General features: G+C 32.4%; 18 protein-coding genes, 3 tRNA genes and 1 other annotated feature. Of the genes, 20 read left to right on the top strand and 1 reads right to left on the bottom strand.

All coding sequences use genetic code 11. The features are described from left to right. The first annotated feature begins 54 nt into the window (after positions 1-54). Positions 55-253, top strand: a binding site (T-box leader). An 87-nt stretch (positions 254-340) separates the two neighbouring features. The 17 genes from thrS to rlmB all read left to right on the top strand — a co-directional run bounded on the left by thrS (position 341) and on the right by rlmB (position 14,741). Then, complete coding sequence (gene thrS, locus N5B56_RS08695) at positions 341-2,305, top strand: threonine--tRNA ligase (RefSeq protein ID WP_022089836.1); 1,965 nt, start codon at positions 341-343, stop codon at positions 2,303-2,305. Between the two features lie 108 nt (positions 2,306-2,413). Then, complete coding sequence (locus tag N5B56_RS08700; RefSeq protein ID WP_117909529.1) at positions 2,414-2,737, top strand: DUF1540 domain-containing protein; 324 nt, start codon at positions 2,414-2,416, stop codon at positions 2,735-2,737. A gap of 302 nt (positions 2,738-3,039) precedes the next feature. After that, the gene (gene infC / locus N5B56_RS08705) at positions 3,040-3,534 is read left to right on the top strand and encodes a translation initiation factor IF-3 (protein WP_022089838.1); all 495 of its coding nucleotides are present in this window, start codon (positions 3,040-3,042) and stop codon (positions 3,532-3,534) included. 30 nt (positions 3,535-3,564) lie between these two features. Beyond that, entirely contained in the window at positions 3,565-3,762 is a 198-nt protein-coding gene (rpmI, locus tag N5B56_RS08710; protein ID WP_022089839.1) for a 50S ribosomal protein L35, read from the top strand. 22 nt (positions 3,763-3,784) lie between these two features. Then, positions 3,785-4,141, top strand: coding sequence for a 50S ribosomal protein L20 (gene rplT / locus N5B56_RS08715; RefSeq protein WP_022089840.1), 357 nt, complete (start codon positions 3,785-3,787; stop codon positions 4,139-4,141). A gap of 166 nt (positions 4,142-4,307) precedes the next feature. Next, positions 4,308-5,360, top strand: a complete 1,053-nt coding sequence (locus N5B56_RS08720; RefSeq protein ID WP_313958661.1) for an ABC transporter ATP-binding protein — start codon at positions 4,308-4,310, stop codon at positions 5,358-5,360. Next, positions 5,360-7,528: a Gldg family protein gene (locus N5B56_RS08725; protein ID WP_022089842.1), complete on the top strand. Its 2,169-nt coding sequence runs from the start codon at positions 5,360-5,362 to the stop codon at positions 7,526-7,528. The genes N5B56_RS08720 and N5B56_RS08725 overlap by 1 nt, the downstream gene beginning before the upstream one ends. Beyond that, positions 7,528-8,184, top strand: coding sequence for a DUF4340 domain-containing protein (locus N5B56_RS08730; RefSeq protein WP_260978756.1), 657 nt, complete (start codon positions 7,528-7,530; stop codon positions 8,182-8,184). The genes N5B56_RS08725 and N5B56_RS08730 overlap by 1 nt, the downstream gene beginning before the upstream one ends. Before the next feature lie 338 nt (positions 8,185-8,522). Then, positions 8,523-8,595: transfer RNA gene (locus N5B56_RS08735), tRNA-Val, on the top strand. Positions 8,596-8,602: 7 nt separating this feature from the next. Continuing rightward, positions 8,603-8,676, top strand: a tRNA-Met gene (locus tag N5B56_RS08740). 274 nt (positions 8,677-8,950) lie between these two features. Continuing rightward, entirely contained in the window at positions 8,951-9,418 is a 468-nt protein-coding gene (gene ispF / locus N5B56_RS08745; protein WP_022089844.1) for a 2-C-methyl-D-erythritol 2,4-cyclodiphosphate synthase, read from the top strand. A gap of 3 nt (positions 9,419-9,421) precedes the next feature. Next, positions 9,422-10,333 carry a DUF2156 domain-containing protein gene (locus N5B56_RS08750; RefSeq protein WP_022089845.1) on the top strand — a complete coding sequence of 304 codons (912 nt, stop codon included), beginning with the start codon at positions 9,422-9,424 and terminating at the stop codon, positions 10,331-10,333. A 47-nt stretch (positions 10,334-10,380) separates the two neighbouring features. Beyond that, the gene (locus tag N5B56_RS08755) at positions 10,381-11,382 is read left to right on the top strand and encodes a GNAT family N-acetyltransferase (RefSeq protein WP_022089846.1); all 1,002 of its coding nucleotides are present in this window, start codon (positions 10,381-10,383) and stop codon (positions 11,380-11,382) included. Positions 11,383-11,474: 92 nt separating this feature from the next. Continuing rightward, a complete protein-coding gene (gene cysE / locus N5B56_RS08760) occupies positions 11,475-12,128 on the top strand; it encodes a serine O-acetyltransferase (RefSeq protein WP_022089847.1) in 654 nt (217 codons plus the stop codon). 4 nt (positions 12,129-12,132) lie between these two features. Continuing rightward, the gene (gene cysS, locus N5B56_RS08765; protein ID WP_022089848.1) at positions 12,133-13,539 is read left to right on the top strand and encodes a cysteine--tRNA ligase; all 1,407 of its coding nucleotides are present in this window, start codon (positions 12,133-12,135) and stop codon (positions 13,537-13,539) included. Beyond that, entirely contained in the window at positions 13,524-13,976 is a 453-nt protein-coding gene (locus tag N5B56_RS08770; RefSeq protein WP_022089849.1) for a Mini-ribonuclease 3, read from the top strand. Before cysS ends, N5B56_RS08770 begins: the two co-directional genes overlap by 16 nt. A gap of 24 nt (positions 13,977-14,000) precedes the next feature. Continuing rightward, a complete protein-coding gene (gene rlmB / locus N5B56_RS08775) occupies positions 14,001-14,741 on the top strand; it encodes a 23S rRNA (guanosine(2251)-2'-O)-methyltransferase RlmB (RefSeq protein WP_022089850.1) in 741 nt (246 codons plus the stop codon). A gap of 170 nt (positions 14,742-14,911) precedes the next feature. On the opposite strand, the gene N5B56_RS08780 is transcribed toward rlmB, so the two are convergent. Continuing rightward, positions 14,912-14,984, bottom strand: a tRNA-Thr gene (locus tag N5B56_RS08780). Positions 14,985-15,245: 261 nt separating this feature from the next. Between N5B56_RS08780 and N5B56_RS08785 the strand changes: the two genes are divergently transcribed. The 3 genes from N5B56_RS08785 to N5B56_RS08795 form a co-directional block, all read left to right on the top strand. Further along, positions 15,246-17,204 carry an RICIN domain-containing protein gene (locus N5B56_RS08785; RefSeq protein WP_260978757.1) on the top strand — a complete coding sequence of 653 codons (1,959 nt, stop codon included), beginning with the start codon at positions 15,246-15,248 and terminating at the stop codon, positions 17,202-17,204. Between the two features lie 179 nt (positions 17,205-17,383). Continuing rightward, entirely contained in the window at positions 17,384-17,866 is a 483-nt protein-coding gene (gene ilvN, locus N5B56_RS08790; protein WP_022089853.1) for an acetolactate synthase small subunit, read from the top strand. An 87-nt stretch (positions 17,867-17,953) separates the two neighbouring features. Further along, on the top strand, positions 17,954-18,279 hold a 326-nt coding region (locus N5B56_RS08795; RefSeq protein WP_260978758.1), incomplete at its 3' end, for an NAD(P)-dependent oxidoreductase.

An 18,279-nucleotide genomic window follows, 5' to 3' on the forward strand; every position in this document is an offset into this window, starting at 1 on the left:
TATAGCATTTGAAGTTGACAAAGCAACTTTAAATGCTATAATTGTGTTTGAATAAAGAAAACGTTGACGAGACGAGTAGATTAGCAGGAGGGCTACAGAGAGAAGCACTAAGGCTGGAAGTGCTTTGCGGATGGCTAATTGAAAACTACCTCTGAGTGACCCCAATCAGGTCCGGTGATTCCGTTATAATCGCAATGAGAGGCCTATGTAAAATAGACAATCAGGGTGGAACCGCGAGATATTCGTCCCTGCTTACTAATTGTAAGCAGGGCTTTTTTATTGTATTAATGAGTCTGGCTTACAAGAAATAATTATCAGATGTGTAAAGGAGAAAGTGAAAATGAAGATTACTTTAAAAGATGGCTCAGTAAGAGAGTATTCAGAACCAATGACAGTAAACGACATCGCATTTGACATTTCAGGCGGGCTTGGAAGAGCAGCATGTGCAGGAGAAATTGATGGCGAAGTTGTAGATTTAAGAACAACAGTAGACAAAGATTGTAATTTAAATATTTTAACATTTAAAGATGAAGCTGGAAAAGCTGCATACAGACACACTACATCACATGTTCTTGCAGAAGCAATTAAGAATTTGTATCCGGATGTAAAATTGGCTATTGGACCTTCTGTTGATAATGGATTCTATTATGATTTTGACAGCGAACCATTTTCAAGGGAAGATTTAGATAAAATTGAAGCTGAGATGAAAAAAATCATTAAGAAAGGTGCCAAACTTGAAAGATTTACACTTCCAAGAGAAGATGCAATCAAGTATATGGAAGACAGAAATGAGCCATATAAGGTAGAACTTATTAAAGATTTGCCGGAAGATTCAATTATATCTTTCTATAGTCAGGGTGAATTTGTTGATTTATGTGCAGGACCACATTTGATGTCAACAAAGTCAATTAAAGCATTTAAATTGACATCTTCATCAATGGCATACTGGAGAGGTGATTCTAATAAAGCAAGACTTCAGAGAATTTACGGAACAGCATTTGACAGCAAAGATGATTTAAAAGCTTATTTAGATGAACTTGAAGAAGCAAAGAACAGAGACCATAATAAACTTGGTAGGGAAATGGAACTTTTTACAACTGTAGATGTAATCGGACAGGGACTTCCATTACTTATGCCAAAGGGACAGAAGATGGTTCAGAAATTACAAAGATGGATTGAGGACCTTGAAGATAATGAATGGGGTTATGTACGTACAAAGACTCCATTAATGGCAAAGAGTGATTTGTATAAAATTTCAGGACACTGGGATCATTACAAAGAAGGAATGTTTGTATTAGGCGATGAAGAAAAAGATAAAGAAGTATTTGCACTTCGCCCAATGACATGTCCATTCCAATACTATGTATACAAAGCAAGCCAGAAGAGTTATAGAGATTTGCCATGCAGATATGGTGAAACATCTACACTTTTTAGAAATGAAGATTCAGGTGAAATGCATGGACTTACAAGAGTTCGTCAGTTTACAATTTCAGAAGGTCATCTTATTGTAAGACCTGACCAGATGGTTAAAGAATTTAAGGATTGTATAGCATTAGCTCAGTACTGTTTACAGACTTTAGGATTAGAAGAAGATGTAACATATCATCTTTCAAAATGGGATCCTGAAAATAAAGAAAAATATATCGGAGAACCTGAAGTATGGAATGAAACAGAACAGGATATTAGAAATGTTTTAAATGAATTAAATATCCCATTTGTAGAAGATGTTGGTGAAGCAGCGTTTTACGGACCAAAGGTAGATATCAATGCAAAGAATGTATATGGAAAAGAAGATACAATGATTACAATTCAGTGGGATGCTTTATTAGCTGAACAGTTTGATATGTATTACATTGATGAAAATGGAGATAAGGTAAGACCATATATCATCCATAGAACATCTATCGGATGCTATGAAAGAACACTTGCATGGTTAATTGAAAAATATGCAGGCAAGTTTCCAACATGGTTATGTCCTGAACAGGTAAGAGTTTTACCAATTTCAGATAAATATGTTGACTATGCAGAAAAAGTAGCTGCAGAACTCAAGAAAAACGGAATTGATGTTACTGTTGATGGAAGATCAGAAAAGATTGGATATAAGATTAGAGAAGCACGTTTAGACAAACTTCCTTATATGCTTGTTGTAGGACAACAGGAAGAGGCTGATGGAACAGTATCTGTAAGAAGCAGATTTGCAGGTGATGAAGGAATTAAGAAATTAGATGAATTTATTGATGCAATTTGCAAAGAAATCAGAACAAAAGAAATCAGAAAAGAAATTCCATTAGAAGAGAGAAAATAATACTGATTTAAAAATTTTGTTTATTAAATAAAATGCATAAAAAAAGAACAATTGAAGAAAATAAGCATATCGGAAAATTTCCGAAATATATAATTGGAGGACGAAGATATGCCTATTTTAAATTGTTCAGTTCAAAATTGCTATTATAACAAAGAAAAGAAGTGCTGTCTTGATGGAATAAGAGTGGAAGGAAGCACAGCAGATACTGTTAACTCAACAGCCTGTGGAAGTTTTAAGGAACAGGGTGAAGGAAGCTATACAAGTGATTGTCATTGTGGAATGTCACCGGAAACAAAATTACAGGTGCAGTGCGAAGCAGTTAAATGTACATTTAATGGTGATAAAAAATGTTGCGCAGATCGTATAGGAATTGAAGGTAATGGTGCAAAGCATTATACTGAAACAGCCTGTGGAACATTTAAGCCTGAATAAAATGTAAAATGATAAATTAAAAAAGGTATTTCAAAATAGTGATTTAAGGACGGATAAGTGAATTTATCTGCCTGATTAAAGCTTGAAGAAAACAAAAAAACATAAATCAAAAAAATGTGTTGACATATGTATTGCAAGATGGTAATATATATGTCGATGTATAAAACAAAGCAGAGTATCCACTCTCACCCAGACACATAGAGGTGATTCGAGGTTAACATTTAATTCATTTGATTTGAGTTTTTAGTGGATAGTCTGACTATCCACTTTTTTTATGGAGGTGCAATACCATTAGCGAGTTAATGATTAATGAACAGATTAGGGACAAAGAAATAAGGCTCATTGGTTCAGATGGAGAACAGCTTGGAATTATGTCTTCAAGAGAAGCATTGAAGAAGGCTGAAGAAGCTGAATTAGATTTAATTAAGATTGCCCCAAAGGCTCAGCCACCTGTTTGCAAGATTATGGATTACGGAAAGTATAGATATGAATTGCAGAAGAAGGAAAAGGAAGCCAAGAAAAAACAAAAGTCAGTAGAAATTAAGGAAATCAGATTATCTCCTAACGTTGAGATTAATGATTTGAAGACAAAGGCTAATAATGCAAGAAAGTTCTTAGAAAAGGGTGACAAAGTTAAAGTAACTCTTAGATTCAGAGGACGTGAGATGGCTCATATTAGTAGTAGTGCGCATGTTTTAGATGACTTTGCTAAGTTATTAGAAGATATATCAGTAATAAGCAAAAAAGCTAAACTTGAAGGTAGAAACATGACAATGTTTCTCGAACAAAAGCGATAGGCTAGAGTTTAAATTAAGGAGGAATATAAAATGCCAAAAATCAAGACAAGCAGAGCAGCTGCAAAACGTTTTAAAGTTACAGGAACAGGTAAACTTAAAAGAAACAAAGCTTATAAGTCACATATTTTAACAAAGAAATCAACTAAGAGAAAGAGAAATCTTAGAAAAGCAACAGTTACTGATGCTACAAACGTAAAAAATATGAAGAAGATTTTACCTTATTTATAATTCTGAGTAGGAGGAAATTATCATGGCAAGAATTAAAGGCGGAATGAACGCTAGAAAAAAACATAATAGAGTATTAAAGCTCGCTAAGGGTTACAGAGGAGCAAGATCAAAACAGTATAGAGTAGCAAAGCAGTCAGTAATGAGAGCTTTGACTTCAGCTTATGCTGGTAGAAAGCAGAAAAAGAGACAGTTCAGACAGTTATGGATTGCAAGAATTAACGCTGCAGCTAGAATGAATGGTCTTTCATACAGCAAATTTATGTATGGTCTTAAATTAGCAGGTGTTGAAATGAACAGAAAGATGTTAGCTGAAATGGCAGTTAACGATGCTGAAGGATTTACTAAATTAGTAGAAGTTGCTAAAGCAAAATTAGCATAATTTTAATATATTTAATACTTATAAAAAAGCAGTGAGTTATTCTCACTGCTTTTTTATTTTCACAAAAGAATCACAATTTGAACGAAATAACGTCACAATTGAAACATAGAATATACAAGAAAGTTATTGTAACGATACAATGCAATAAAATAGTAGGAGGAAAGACATGAGTATTGTAGAGATAAACAATCTTGTTAAAAAATATGGAGATAACGTTGCAGTTAATGATTTGAGTCTTAATATTGATTCAAAAGGTGTCTATGGATTTTTAGGACCAAATGGTGCAGGAAAATCTACGACAATGAACGTATTAACAGGGTATATAGGTGCAACATCAGGAACTGTTATAATTAATGGATATGACATTTTTAAAGAGCCTGAGGAGGCAAAAAAGAATGTTGGCTATTTGCCGGAGATTCCACCCCTTTATCAGGATATGACTGTATATGAATACTTGGAATTTGTATCTAAGATAAAGAAAATAAAGAAGGAAGAAAGAAAGGCTTGCATAGAACAGTCTTTGGAAATGACAAGAACGACAGAAATTAGAGAACGACTTATTAGGAATTTGTCAAAAGGATATAAGCAAAGAGTAGGAATTGCGCAGGCAATTATGGGAATGCCTGACCTTATTATTTTAGACGAGCCAACAGTAGGTCTTGATCCAAAACAGATAATAGAAATTAGAGATTTGATTAGAAATTTAGGAAAAGAGCATACTGTAATTTTGAGCTCGCATATTTTGACTGAAATAAGTGAAGTATGTGAGAATATATTTATTATTTCTCAGGGCAAACTTGTGGCTTCAGGTAGGGAAGAAGAATTAATTGAAGAACTTGCAGGAGAAAACAGAATTGAGGCTATTATTAAAGGTGATGCGAATGAAATAGAAAATATACTTGATAAATTTGGATGCAAACATTCAATTGAAACTTTAGATGATGAAAAATGTAAAGCACAGATAGTGACATCACGTGATATTGATATAAGAGAAGGATTGTTCTTCGCATTGGCAGAAAAGAAAATGCCGTTATTAGAACTTAAGTTTAAGACTAAATCTCTTGAAGATTTATTTATTGAACTTACGACTGAATATAAGGCACAGCCAAAGAAAAAAGGTCTTAAGTTTAAAAAGAAAAATTCAGAAAAATTGGATGATAAAAACTTAGCAGATAATTTAAAAAATGAAGAAAAAGAAGTGCAGGAGGTAGAAAAATAATGCTAGCAATATATGAAAAGGAACTTAAATCATATTTTACTTCAGTAATTGCCTGCCTGTTTATAGCAGTTACAACATTTATAGCAGGTATATTCTTTATCTATTATAATCTTACATATGGCTATACACAAATGTATGCTGCATATAATGCATTACTAATTTTAGTATTTACAATACCAATTCTTACAATGAAAATTGTTGCAGATGAACGAAGACTTAAAACGGACCAGCTGATTTTGACATCTCCTATTTCAGTTGGAAAAACAGTTGTAGGTAAGTTTTTGGCGTTGGTTACAATATATTTGATACCTGTTTTAATAATGTGTGTATATCCACTTATTTTATCCAGATTTGGCGAAGTGTCATTTAGATTGGCATACACAAATATATTAGGATTATTTTTATATGGCTGTGCATTTATTGCAATAGGTGTATTTATTTCATCCATAACGGAAAGCCAGGTTATATCGGCCATTTTAAGCATAGTAATTTTATTTATGGGTTACATGATGAACTCCTTAGAAAATATGATTTCATCTTCAGGAAATGTACTTACAAAAATACTTGGCGCATTTGATTTGTTGTCACCTGTAGATGAATTTATGAGTGGTGTAATTTCTCTTTTTGGAGTAGTTTATTATCTGACAATTATTGTTTTGTTCCTATTCCTCACTTGTCAATCAATACAAAAAAGAAGATGGAACGTATCTAAGGCAACTATTTCAACAGGTGTATTTAGCACGGGATTTATCGCTGTAGCAATCGTAGTAGCAGTATTTGTAAATCTTGTTGCAGGTAAGGTTACAGATAAATCTTCATGGGCAAGCATAGACATGACAGCATCTAAGTTGTATTCAATAACAGATGATACAAAGAAAATGTTGAAGAAAATAAATGATGACGTTGTTATCTATGTTATGGCAGCTAAAGATGGCAGTGATGATACAATAAAGAAAACATTAAAAAATTACGAAAATAGCTCAAAGCATATAAGTGTTGAATATAAAGATACAAAATTAAATCCTTATTTTTACGCAGATTATACAGATTCAGCACCTACATCAAATAGTTTAATTGTTGTAAATAAAAAGACAAATAAGTCAAAGGTTGTAGATTACAATAACATTTATGAAGCAGATACAAGTTCATATTACACTACAGGCTCCACATCTTACACAGGATATGACTGTGAAGGTCAGTTAGACAGTGCTATATCATATGTGTTATCAGATAAGAATCCGGTTGTTTATCAGATAACAGGACATGATGAAATTGGAATGGGCTCGAAGTTTTCAGATGCAATTTCTAAAATGAATTGTGATGTTGAAGAAATAAAATTAGCAAGTATGGACAGTTTATCAGTTGATGATTGCGAAATGATAATGATTTTAGGACCTACAAAGGATTATTCTAAAGATGAGACACAGAAAGTTATTGATTATTTAAATGCCGGAGGAAAAGCAATTATTGCATGTGAGGCTTACAAGAGCGCACAGACAGATAAACCAAATTTTGAATCGATATTAGAAGCATTTGGAGTGAAAGTTGTTGAAGGTGTTATAGCTGAAAATGATACAGATTTCTACTCAAATCAGTACGGACCATTCTTTACATTTGCAAACGGCTCAGGAAGTTTTGCGTCAGGAATAGATAACTATATAATTGCTCCATATGCAAAAGGATTACAACAGGTAAATAAAGATGACTCTTCAATAACATATACATCTTTAGCAACAACATCAAAAGCAGTATCAAAAACACATTTGAAAAGTGCAAAAAAATATACTAAAGAAGATGGAGATGTTGAAGGAACATTTGATTTAGGAGCACAAATAAAGAAGAGTGTAACAAGCGAAAATGAAAATGGAGAAAGCACAACTACAGAAACCAACATTTTGGCGTTAAGTTCAGTTTATATGTTAGATGACAATATGAATGAACTTGTTGCAGACGCAAACCTTGAAATGTTCAATAATGCTTTAAGTGAGTATATTAATACAGATGATTCTGTAGAGACTTTGTCAATTCCTTCAAAGAGCCTCCAGGCTTCTCAGTTGACAATTACAGCATCAGTTTCAAGACTTGTAGGAATAATTGTTGCAGTTGTACTTCCTATAGCTATTTTAGTTGCGGGAATCGTAATTTGGACTAGAAGGAGAAAGAGATAATGAATAAACAGAAAAAACAATTTGTTGTAGTAGTTATTTTGATGGCAGTATGTATCATTGGTTATTTTGGCGTTGGTAAATTTTATAAAAATCAGGAAGAAAAAGAATATGAAAATAAAGAGGCAACTGCAATAACGGCATTTGAGTTAAAAGATTATGAAAAAATAACAGCTTTTAACTATATAACAAATGGCACATCGATTACATTAACAAAAGATAGCGATGGAAAATGGCATGATTCAAGCGATGCATCAGTAAATATAAGCAAAGATTCAGTTGAAACTGATATGCTTGCAAAACTTGTGTCAGTAACTGCAGATGAAAAAATTGCTAAAAAGGACGACGTATCTCAATATGGATTTACCATAGATGATAATGGAAATGTAATTGCAGAGACAAATACAATAGCGCTTACAGACGAGGATAACACAACGTATACATTGTATATTGGAAAAGAAAATCCTTATGATACAAGTAAATATTATATGATGGTTGAAGGTAATGATAATATTTATTTGGTTGACTCAGATATTCAAACGGCATTTTCGAAGAATATATCAGATATAACTGAGACAACAACAGAAGCTGCGACACAAGAGAGCACAGAAGTACAGACAGAAGAAATAACTGATGAGGCTGAAGCGAGAACAAATTAGTAAAAAATAGCAAACTATTGAAAAATGTAAAAAAGGAACTGCTAAGACAGAACAAATAAATAATTTTATGATTATCCAAAAAAAGTTGATTTATAATAATTAAATATAAATCAACTTTTGGGTATTATAATGATAAAGCAAGGGTGAAATTATAAAGATAGTTAAATTTAATTGATGTTAATTAATAAAAAATGATGAATAGAAAAGGTAAATTCAATCTTGTAAGAGTGAATTACACTACAAATTAAACTACTAGTTAAAAAAATTAAAAAAAATGAAAAAAGTTGTTGACAAAAGTTGCACAAATGGTTATATTAATAAAGCAGTTTGATTGCAACGGGATCTTAGCTCAGCTGGGAGAGCACCTGCCTTACAAGCAGGGGGTCACAGGTTCGAGCCCTGTAGGTCCCATTTATATGGCGAAGTAGCTCAGTTGGCTAGAGCACACGGTTCATACCCGTGGTGTCGAGGGTTCGAATCCCCCCTTCGCTACTTAAGAAGGTTCTGATTAAGGAAACCTTCTTTTTTTTCGTTTATTTAGAAGGTTTATGAAATTTATAAGAAAAAATTGAGCATTGATTATTTGTTACAAAACTTGTAATCTTTGTAGATAAAAATACATGAATAGTGTTATACTAAAAAATATGTGTCAGAGAGTGTATAAATATAGTATTTTAATTAACAAGTCGTATATCGACTGAGATATAGAAAAATGCTATAATATATATTTGAATTAATTTGTTGTATTTATTAAAGGAAATAGATTATGAGAATTGGAATGGGATATGATGTTCATAGATTAGGAAAAGAGAGAAAATTAATTTTGGGTGGAGTTACAATTCCGTATGAATATGGATTGATTGGTCACTCAGATGCTGATGTTGTTGTTCATGCTATTATGGACGCACTTCTTGGTGCAGCTGCACTTGGAGATATCGGAAAACATTTTCCTGACAATGATGAACAATATAAAGATATATCGAGTATTATATTATTAGAACACGTAGGAAAATTGTTAAAAGATAACAATTATACAATTGGAAATATTGATGCAACAATTATTGCACAAAAACCAAAACTTGCTCCATATAGAGAACAGATGGTAAAAAACGTAGCGAAAGCTTTAAATATAAACGAAAATCAGGTTTGTATTAAAGCAACGACAGAGGAAGGATTAGGATTTACAGGAGAAGGCTTGGGAATTTCATCTCAGGCGATTGCACTGCTTAATTAAGTTATGAAGGATGTAGAATTAAAAGATATTAGAATTGAAGATTACAATAAGTTACAGAAATATTATTTAATGAGAAGGCCAGAGACGGCAGACAGTAATTTGTTGGATTTATATATGTGGACTGATTGTTATCCAACACAATATTTTTGTAATGAAAAAGGTGTGATGTGGGTAGCAAAAAGCGAAGATAATAAATATTATTCTTCAGTTCCATGTTGCAGGAACGAAGATTTAAAAGAGTGCTTTTATGATACTCAAAAATACTTTAATGAAGTTTTAAATAAGAAGCTTGTTATGTATGTAGTTGATAAAGAAGCAGTTGATATTCTTAATTTGCCGGAAGATAAGTATACTGTAATTCCTGATAGAACTTATTATGATTATGTATATGATGCTCAAAAATTACAGACATTAAGTGGTAGAAAATATCATAAAAAAAAGAATCATTACAATGCATTTTGTAGGGAATATGAAGGAAGATATGAATTTAAACTGTTAGATAGTACGCATCATGATGAGATAATGGATTATTTGGAAAATTGGAAACAGCATAAAGAGCATACAGAAGAAAAAGAATTTATAGATTTTGAAGCAATTGGAATCAAATATCTTTTAGAACATGAAAATGTATTTGATTATAAAATTGGCTCAGTTTATATAGATGATAAATTAGAAGCGTTTACTATTGGAAATTACTACAAACAGGAAGATATGGTTTATATTCCTGTGGAAAAAGCTAATCCAAACATTCGTGGTTTATATACTTTTATATGTAGCGAGTTCTTAAAAGTAGCATTTCCAAATGCAGCAAAAGAAAACAGAGAAGACGATATGGGATTAGAAGGACTAAGAAAGTCAAAATTGTCATATAATCCAATATATATGGTTGAAAAATATACAATAATTCAAAAATAGTTTCTAATTGTTCGATTAGAAATTGTTTGAATATCAGGAGATGGAACATGATTAGATATTTAGAAAAAAACGAAAAACTGAATATCCGAAGTATTTATGAACAATGCTTTCAAGATAGTAAGGAATATACGGATTACTATATGAATAATTGTCTTAAGAATAATTTTGTTGCAGTTGATGAAGAGGACGGAGAAATTATTGGTGCAGTACATTTGATACCAAAGACTGTAACAACAGGTAAGCTTAAAACTAATGTATTTTATATATACGGTGTATCAACATTAGAAAAATACAGAAGAAAAGGTGTAATGAAATCAATATTCAAGTATATTCTTAGTGATATGTATGAAGATATGGAGGCATTCACATATTTGATTCCATCAGATGAGACAAACGCCATGATTTATAGAAAACTTGGCTTTGAGTATGTAATGGATAAAGAACTACAGAAAAAGGAAGAAGCAAGGAAAAAACCTAGCCATTCACTTATTCTTAGAAAGGCAGAGCCTTCTGATTTCCCAAGATTAGCAATTTTTGCTGAGTCGGCAATGGAAGAAAGGTATGATGTGTCTTTGACTAAAAATAGAGATTATTTTAAAAAAATGAATGATTTATTAGAAGTTGAGGATGGCAGAATCGAAATTTATGTTGAGAATAAGGTTGTTGTAGGATATCGAATAGTTGTAGATGATGAAGCAATTGAGGAAGTTCTTGACAATGAAACACAAAGTATGACATGGTTGCTAAATGAAAAAAAGCCATATGCCATGGCAAGAATTATAAATTTAAGAAAAACACTAAGACTTATAGGAATGAGAGGAGTAGGACAGTTTGTGATAGAAATTGAGGATTCAGTCCTTCCGGGAAATAATGGAAGATTTAAAATTTCCTATGAGCATACAAATATAAAAATGGAGCCAACAACTGAAGAAGCAGAGTTTCATGTTACAATTGGACAGTTGACACAACATGTATTTGGTTATAAATTAATTGATGGATTGCCTGAAGTCTGTATGAAGCACGGATTTTTTATTAATGATTATGTATAGAAATTATCATTACAAGTGTGTATAATCTATGTTGATATCTATGGATATAGGTTATTGATATTTATAGAAGGAAGTAAAAAGAGGGATTTAAAATGGGATTCATTCAATATTATAAAGAGCAGGTGGAAGTAATTAAGGATAGAGACCCTGCAATTAAAACAAATTTAGAAGCATTGTTATACCCAAGTTTTTGGGCAATATATAAATATAGAAAAGCTCATAAGTTATATGAAAAAGGACACGTATTTCGTGCAAGAATGATATCACAAAGAGCTGCAAGAAAGACTGGAATAGAAATTCATCCTGCAGCACAGATTGGTAAAGGATTATTTATTGACCATGGTCATGGAGTTGTTATTGGTGAGACAACAATAATAGGAGATAACGTAACTTTGTATCAGGGTGTTACATTAGGTGGTTCAGGAAAGGAAAAAGGTAAAAGACATCCAACTTTGCAGGATAATGTAATGGTTGGAGCGGGAGCTAAAGTATTAGGCTCATTTACAATTGGAGAAAATTCTAAAATTGGAGCAGGTTCTGTTGTTTTAGAAGAAGTGCCTCCGAATTCAGTAGTTGTAGGTGTACCGGGTGAAATTGTAAAACAGGATAATGTAAGAATGCCAAGGCTCGATTTGGATCAGGTTAATATGCCAAATCCTGTTCAGTTGGAAATAAAACAACTTAAAAAAGAAAATCTCGAATTAAAAGAAATAATGATGAAACTAGCAAATCATATTAAGGAGTAATAAGATGCAAATATACAATACGCTGACGAAGAAAAAAGAAATATTTAAACCGATAGACGAAAAACAGGTAGGAATGTATACATGTGGGCCTACAGTTTATCATTATGCACATATTGGAAACTTAAGAAGTTACATAATGGAAGATGTTCTTGAAAAAGAATTAAGATACGAAGGATATAATGTAAAAAGAGTCATGAACATTACTGATGTAGGTCATTTGTCAAGTGATGCCGACACAGGTGAGGATAAGATGCTTAAAGGAGCAAAAAGAGAACATAAGACAGTTCTTGAAATTGCAAAGTTTTATACAGATGCTTTCTTTAGCGATTGTAATAAATTAAACATCAAAAGACCTGATGTAGTTGAACCGGCAACAAATTGTATAGATGAATTTATTAAAATGATTTCCGGATTGTTAGAAAAAGGATATGCATATATCGCAGGTGGAAATGTATACTTTGATACATCAAAATTGGACAAATACTATACTTTGTCAAGCCATAATGAAGATGACTTGATGGTTGGTGTAAGAGATGATGTTGATGTTGATGAAAATAAAAGAAACAAGACTGATTTTGTATTGTGGTTTACCAAGTCAAAGTTTGACGATCAGGAATTAAAATGGGATAGCCCATGGGGAGTAGGATATCCGGGATGGCATATTGAATGCTCATGCATAAGTATGAAGCATTTAGGTGAAAATTTAGATTTGCATTGCGGAGGAATTGATAACATTTTCCCTCATCATACGAACGAAATTGCACAGAGTGAAGCATATATTGGACATAAATGGTGTAATTACTGGTTCCATGTTCATCATTTAAATGATAAGCAAGGTAAAATGAGTAAATCAAAAGGTGATTTTCTTACAGTATCTCTTTTAGAGAAAAAAGGATATAATCCACTTGTGTACAGAATGTTTTGCTTACAGTCTCATTACAGAAAACCATTGCAATTTTCGTATGAAGTATTAGATTCAGTTGCTGCAGGATATAAGAAATTAAAGAATAGAATTGCTAAATTAGACAAAGAAGGAACTGTTAATGAGGCAAAGGCAGCTGAATATAAAAAGAAATTTATAGAAATAGTTGGAAACGATTTAAATACAGCATCAGGTATTACTTTAATTTATGACTTATTAAAAGATGATGTAAATGATGCAACAAAGAGATACATTATTGAAGATTTTGATAAAGTATTATCTTTGGATTTATTGGAAAATGAAAATACACAGGAAAGTTCAGACGTAGATTCTGAAATGGAACAGTATATTAAAGAAAGGATTTTAAAACGAGCTGAAGCTAAGAAGGCAAAAGATTTTGCAACAGCAGATGCTATAAGAGAAGAACTCGCAGCTAAAGGAATTGTTTTGAAAGATACAAGAGAAGGAACAACATGGACAAAAGCGTAAATAATAACGACATTTTTAAAAGTATAAAAGAATCCATGGGATTAAAAGAAATTAATATTGTTGATTATTCACCTTTGACATTGGCTTACATTGGGGATGGAATTTATGAAATTGTAATCAGAACAATGATAGTTGATGAAGCAAACAGGCAGGTTAACAAAATTCATAAAGCAGCTGCAGATTTAGTAAAAGCTAAAACCCAATCAGATATGATACTTAGTCTTTATGAAGATTTGACTGAAGATGAGGCTCGTGTTTATAAGCGTGGAAGAAATGCTAAAGCTATAACAAGGGCAAAGAATGCATCAATGGGTGATTACAGAAGAGCAACAGGTTTTGAGGCTGTAATGGGATATTTATATTTGACTGAGCAGTCTGAAAGAATGATGGAACTTATAAAAAAAGGATTAAACAATATTAAAGAGGATAAGGAATAAGCTTTAAGATTAAGAGGAAATAGAATGAGATATAGCGAGTTGACTTTAGAAGGACGTAATGCTGTAATTGAGGCGTTCCGTGCGGGAAAAACAATCGATAAATTGTTTGTATTAGAGCATTGTCAGGAAGGCTCGATGAACACAATTATCAGAGAAGCTAAGAAAAAAGATACAATTATAAATTATGTTAAAAAAGAACGTCTGGATCAAATGTCTGAAACAGGAAAACATCAGGGAGTAATAGCGTATGTAGCTGCATATGATTATGCTACAGTTGATGATATTCTTGAAAGGGCAAGAGAAAAAGATGAACAGCCTTTCATTATAGTTTTAGACAATATTGAAGACCCACATAATTTAGGGGCAATAATAAGAACTGCTAATTTAGCAGGTGCACATGGAGTTATTATATCAAAACACAGAGCAGCAGGGTTAACAGCAACAGTTGCAAAGGCTTCAGCAGGTGCAATAAACTATACTCCTGTAGCAAAGGTTACTAATATAGCAAAAACAATTGAAAAACTTAAAGACCAAGGATTATGGTTTGTATGCGCTGACATGGGTGGAACAAGAATGTATGACCTTGATTTGAAAGGACCTATAGGTCTTGTTATAGGAAATGAGGGAGAAGGAGTAAGTAGACTTGTAAAAGAAAAATGCGACTTTATTGCTTCAGTGCCTATGTTTGGAGATATAGATTCCCTTAATGCTAGCGTTGCTACAGGTGTTTTAGCATATGAAATTGTAAGACAGAGAATGCTATAATATATTAAATGCTTTGTTTGATAGACAGAGAAGACTATAATGAATGAAATTCTGATAGAAAGATGATTATATAGTTTTAATTTTTTTAAAGTGTAATTAAAATTTAGCATTAAGTATTAAATAGAAAAAATAAGAATCAGCAAATCAGATGCTGATTCTTATTTTTTAGAAGCTCCCGACGGGACTTGAACCCGAGACCTCTACCTTACCAAGGTAGCGCTCTACCGACTGAGCTACGGGGGCTTAATTAATTTAACTTAAATGATAATAACATAAAGATAGTAAATAGACAATAGAAAAAAGTAAATGTAATTTATTTGATTGTACAAATTGTATTGCTTAATTGAAATGTTAACGATTAAAAAAATAAAATAATTGTGCAAAATTCATAAAAAAACATTGCAATATTGAAAAAGATTGTGCAAAATGATAAACTATATACAATTGGAAATTGGGGAATGATTATAATGAGCTATATGATGTGTTTGAAGGAGGACTTTTTTAATGAGAAAATTATCTAAGAAAATACTTTCTTTGTATGCAAAGAAAGCAATTATTGGCTTAGCATCAGTTGCGATGGTTGCGACTATGTCGTTGAGTACAATAAATGTGTCACCGGTTAAGGGAGCGACAACTTCATCAACGTTAGTATGGAGTGATGAATTTAATGGGAATTCTATTGACGCTTCAAAATGGGGATTTGAAATAGGAACAGGTTCAAATGGATGGGGAAATAATGAACAACAGTACTATACCAATAGAACAGATAATGCATATGTTGCTGATGGAGCGTTACATATTAGAGCTAAAAAAGAAGCGTATGGTGGAAAAAATTATACATCAGCAAGACTTAATACAAATGGAAAATTTACATTTACATATGGATATGTAGAAGCAAGACTTGCGCTTCCGTCTAGTCAGGGAATTTGGCCTGCATTTTGGATGTTGGGAGCAAATATTGGAAGTGTAGGTTGGCCATCGTGTGGTGAAATAGACATTATGGAAGCAATAAATGCAGAAAATAAAACATATGGTACATGTCATTGGAATGCAAATGGACATGCAGAATATGGAAAACCAACTGGAAATTTTGATATAACACAGTATCATACATACGGTCTCCAGTGGGATAATCAGTATATTAGATTTTTTGTAGATGGAAATAAATTCTATGAAATGTCAATAGCAAATAATGCAGGAGATACAGATGAATTCCACAAGCCATTTTATTTATTGCTTAATGTGGCTGTAGGTGGCAATTGGCCGGGATTTTCAATTGATGATAGTGCATTCCCACAGGAAATGAAAGTTGATTATGTTCGAGTATATCAGGACAATCCTTCATTTGATAGTTCATCATCAAATAATGTAGATAAAAACAATGGTGGAAATAGTGGTAATACGGGAAGTACAGGAAATACAGGAAATACAGGAAATACAGATACATCAAATACACCAGCTAGTGGAATGGGAATGAATTCGTCAGGAAACAATTCAGCTACAGCTTATGTAAATGATTCAAAATGGACAGATATTCATTATTCAGTAAATAATGGTGCACAGCAGAATGTAAGAATGACACAATCAGGAAATAAGGCAACATATACTATTAATGGATTGAAATCAGGAGATAATGTTAGTTATTGGTTTACATATTGTAATACATCAGGATATGTAAAAGATACATCAAAATACACATATACACATAACAGCAGTGGCTCATCATCAGGAAGCAGTTCATCAGGAAGCAGTTCATCAGGAAATGTAAATTCAACATCAGGAGATGTATATATTTATCAGGATATTAATTATGGTGGAAATACAGCATCTTTAGGAGTTGGAAATTATACATTAAGCAGTCTTTTGGCAAAAGGATTTAAAAATGATGATTTGTCATCTATTAAAGTACCTTTTGGATACAAAGTTACATTATATGATAATGATAATTTTGGTGGCAAATCAATGGTTGTCACATCAGACACTAATTGGATAGGCACAGCATTTAATGATAGAGTATCATCTATTAAAGTTGAAAAAGCAAGATATAAGATTGTTAATAAACATAGTGGACTTTGTCTTGATGTTGCAGGAGCAAATAAGGCAAGTGGTACAAATGTACAGCAGTGTGAGGCAAATGGAAATATAGCTCAGGAATGGGAGTTAGATTATAACAATGATGACTACACATATATTATTAAAAGTGCATTAACAGGAAAAGCTCTTGATATGGGCGGATGGTCACAGGATAATGGTGGTAATGCCATAATTTGGGATAATAATAAAACAGCTAATCAAAGATGGTATATTACTCAGGTTGATGGAGGATATGTATTCTTCATTAACAAGCATAGCAATAAGTCATTAGAAGTTGGCGGATGGTCTACATCTAATGGTGGAAATGTTCAGCAGTGGGATTATAAGGCTCAAGCTAACCAGTTGTGGAAATTTGAAATGGTTAATTAGGTTAAATTAAAAAAAGGCTCCGTTATTGAAAAATAATGGGGTCTTTTGCACGATTTATAGCAAAAAAATATATAAAGAAACTCAATTTCCAGATATTTACAATGTGTTGGAATTATTGACAAAAAATGCATATGTGATAATATAAAATGAGTAAAATAAAAAGAAGGAGTTACTCAAATATGAATAAAAAAGTTTTATCAGTTTTGGTAGATAATACATCAGGTGTACTTAATAGAGTAGCTGGTTTGTTCAGCAGAAGAGGTTATAATATTGATAGCTTAACTGTTGGAGTAACACAGGATCCTAGATATTCAAGAATGACAATTGTTGTAACAGGCGATGATGATATAATCGAACAGATTATTAAACAGATTGAAAAGCTTGTAGACGTAAATAAGGTTGAGGTACTTGAAGATAATAATTCAGTGTGCAGAGAATTGATTTTAACAAAAGTTAAGACAACACCTGAACAGAGACAGCAGGTTATGGCAGTAGCTGATATCTTCAGAGCTAAGATTGTTGACGTTGGTATAGATTCACTTATTATTGAATTAACAGGAAATCAGAATAAATTAGATGCATTCTTGAATCTTTTAGCTGATTACGAAATTTTAGAACTTGTAAGAACAGGAATTACAGGTCTTGCAAGAGGAACAAAATAATAAACAAAAATTATATCTGTGATAAAGCAGATTGGTTTTTAGTTGCTTTATGCAACAAATAATACATATATTTACGGAGGCGTAACAATGTCAGAAGCAAAAATTTATTATCAGGAAGATTGTAACCTTTCATTATTAGATGGAAAGACAATCGCAATCATCGGTTATGGTAGTCAGGGACATGCACATGCATTAAACTTAAAGGAATCAGGATGCGATGTCATTATTGGTTTATATGAAGGAAGCAAGTCATGGGCTAAGGCTGAAAAGCAGGGATTTAAGGTATATACAGCGGCAGAAGCAGCAAAGAAAGCTGACATCATCATGATTCTTATTAATGATGAATTACAGGCTGATATGTACAAGAAAGACATCGAACCAAACCTTGAAGCAGGAAACATGCTTATGTTTGC

The organism is Eubacterium album (genome assembly GCF_025336545.1).
In the GTDB taxonomy this organism is placed as follows: Bacteria; Bacillota; Clostridia; order Lachnospirales; family Lachnospiraceae; genus Eubacterium_U; species Eubacterium_U album.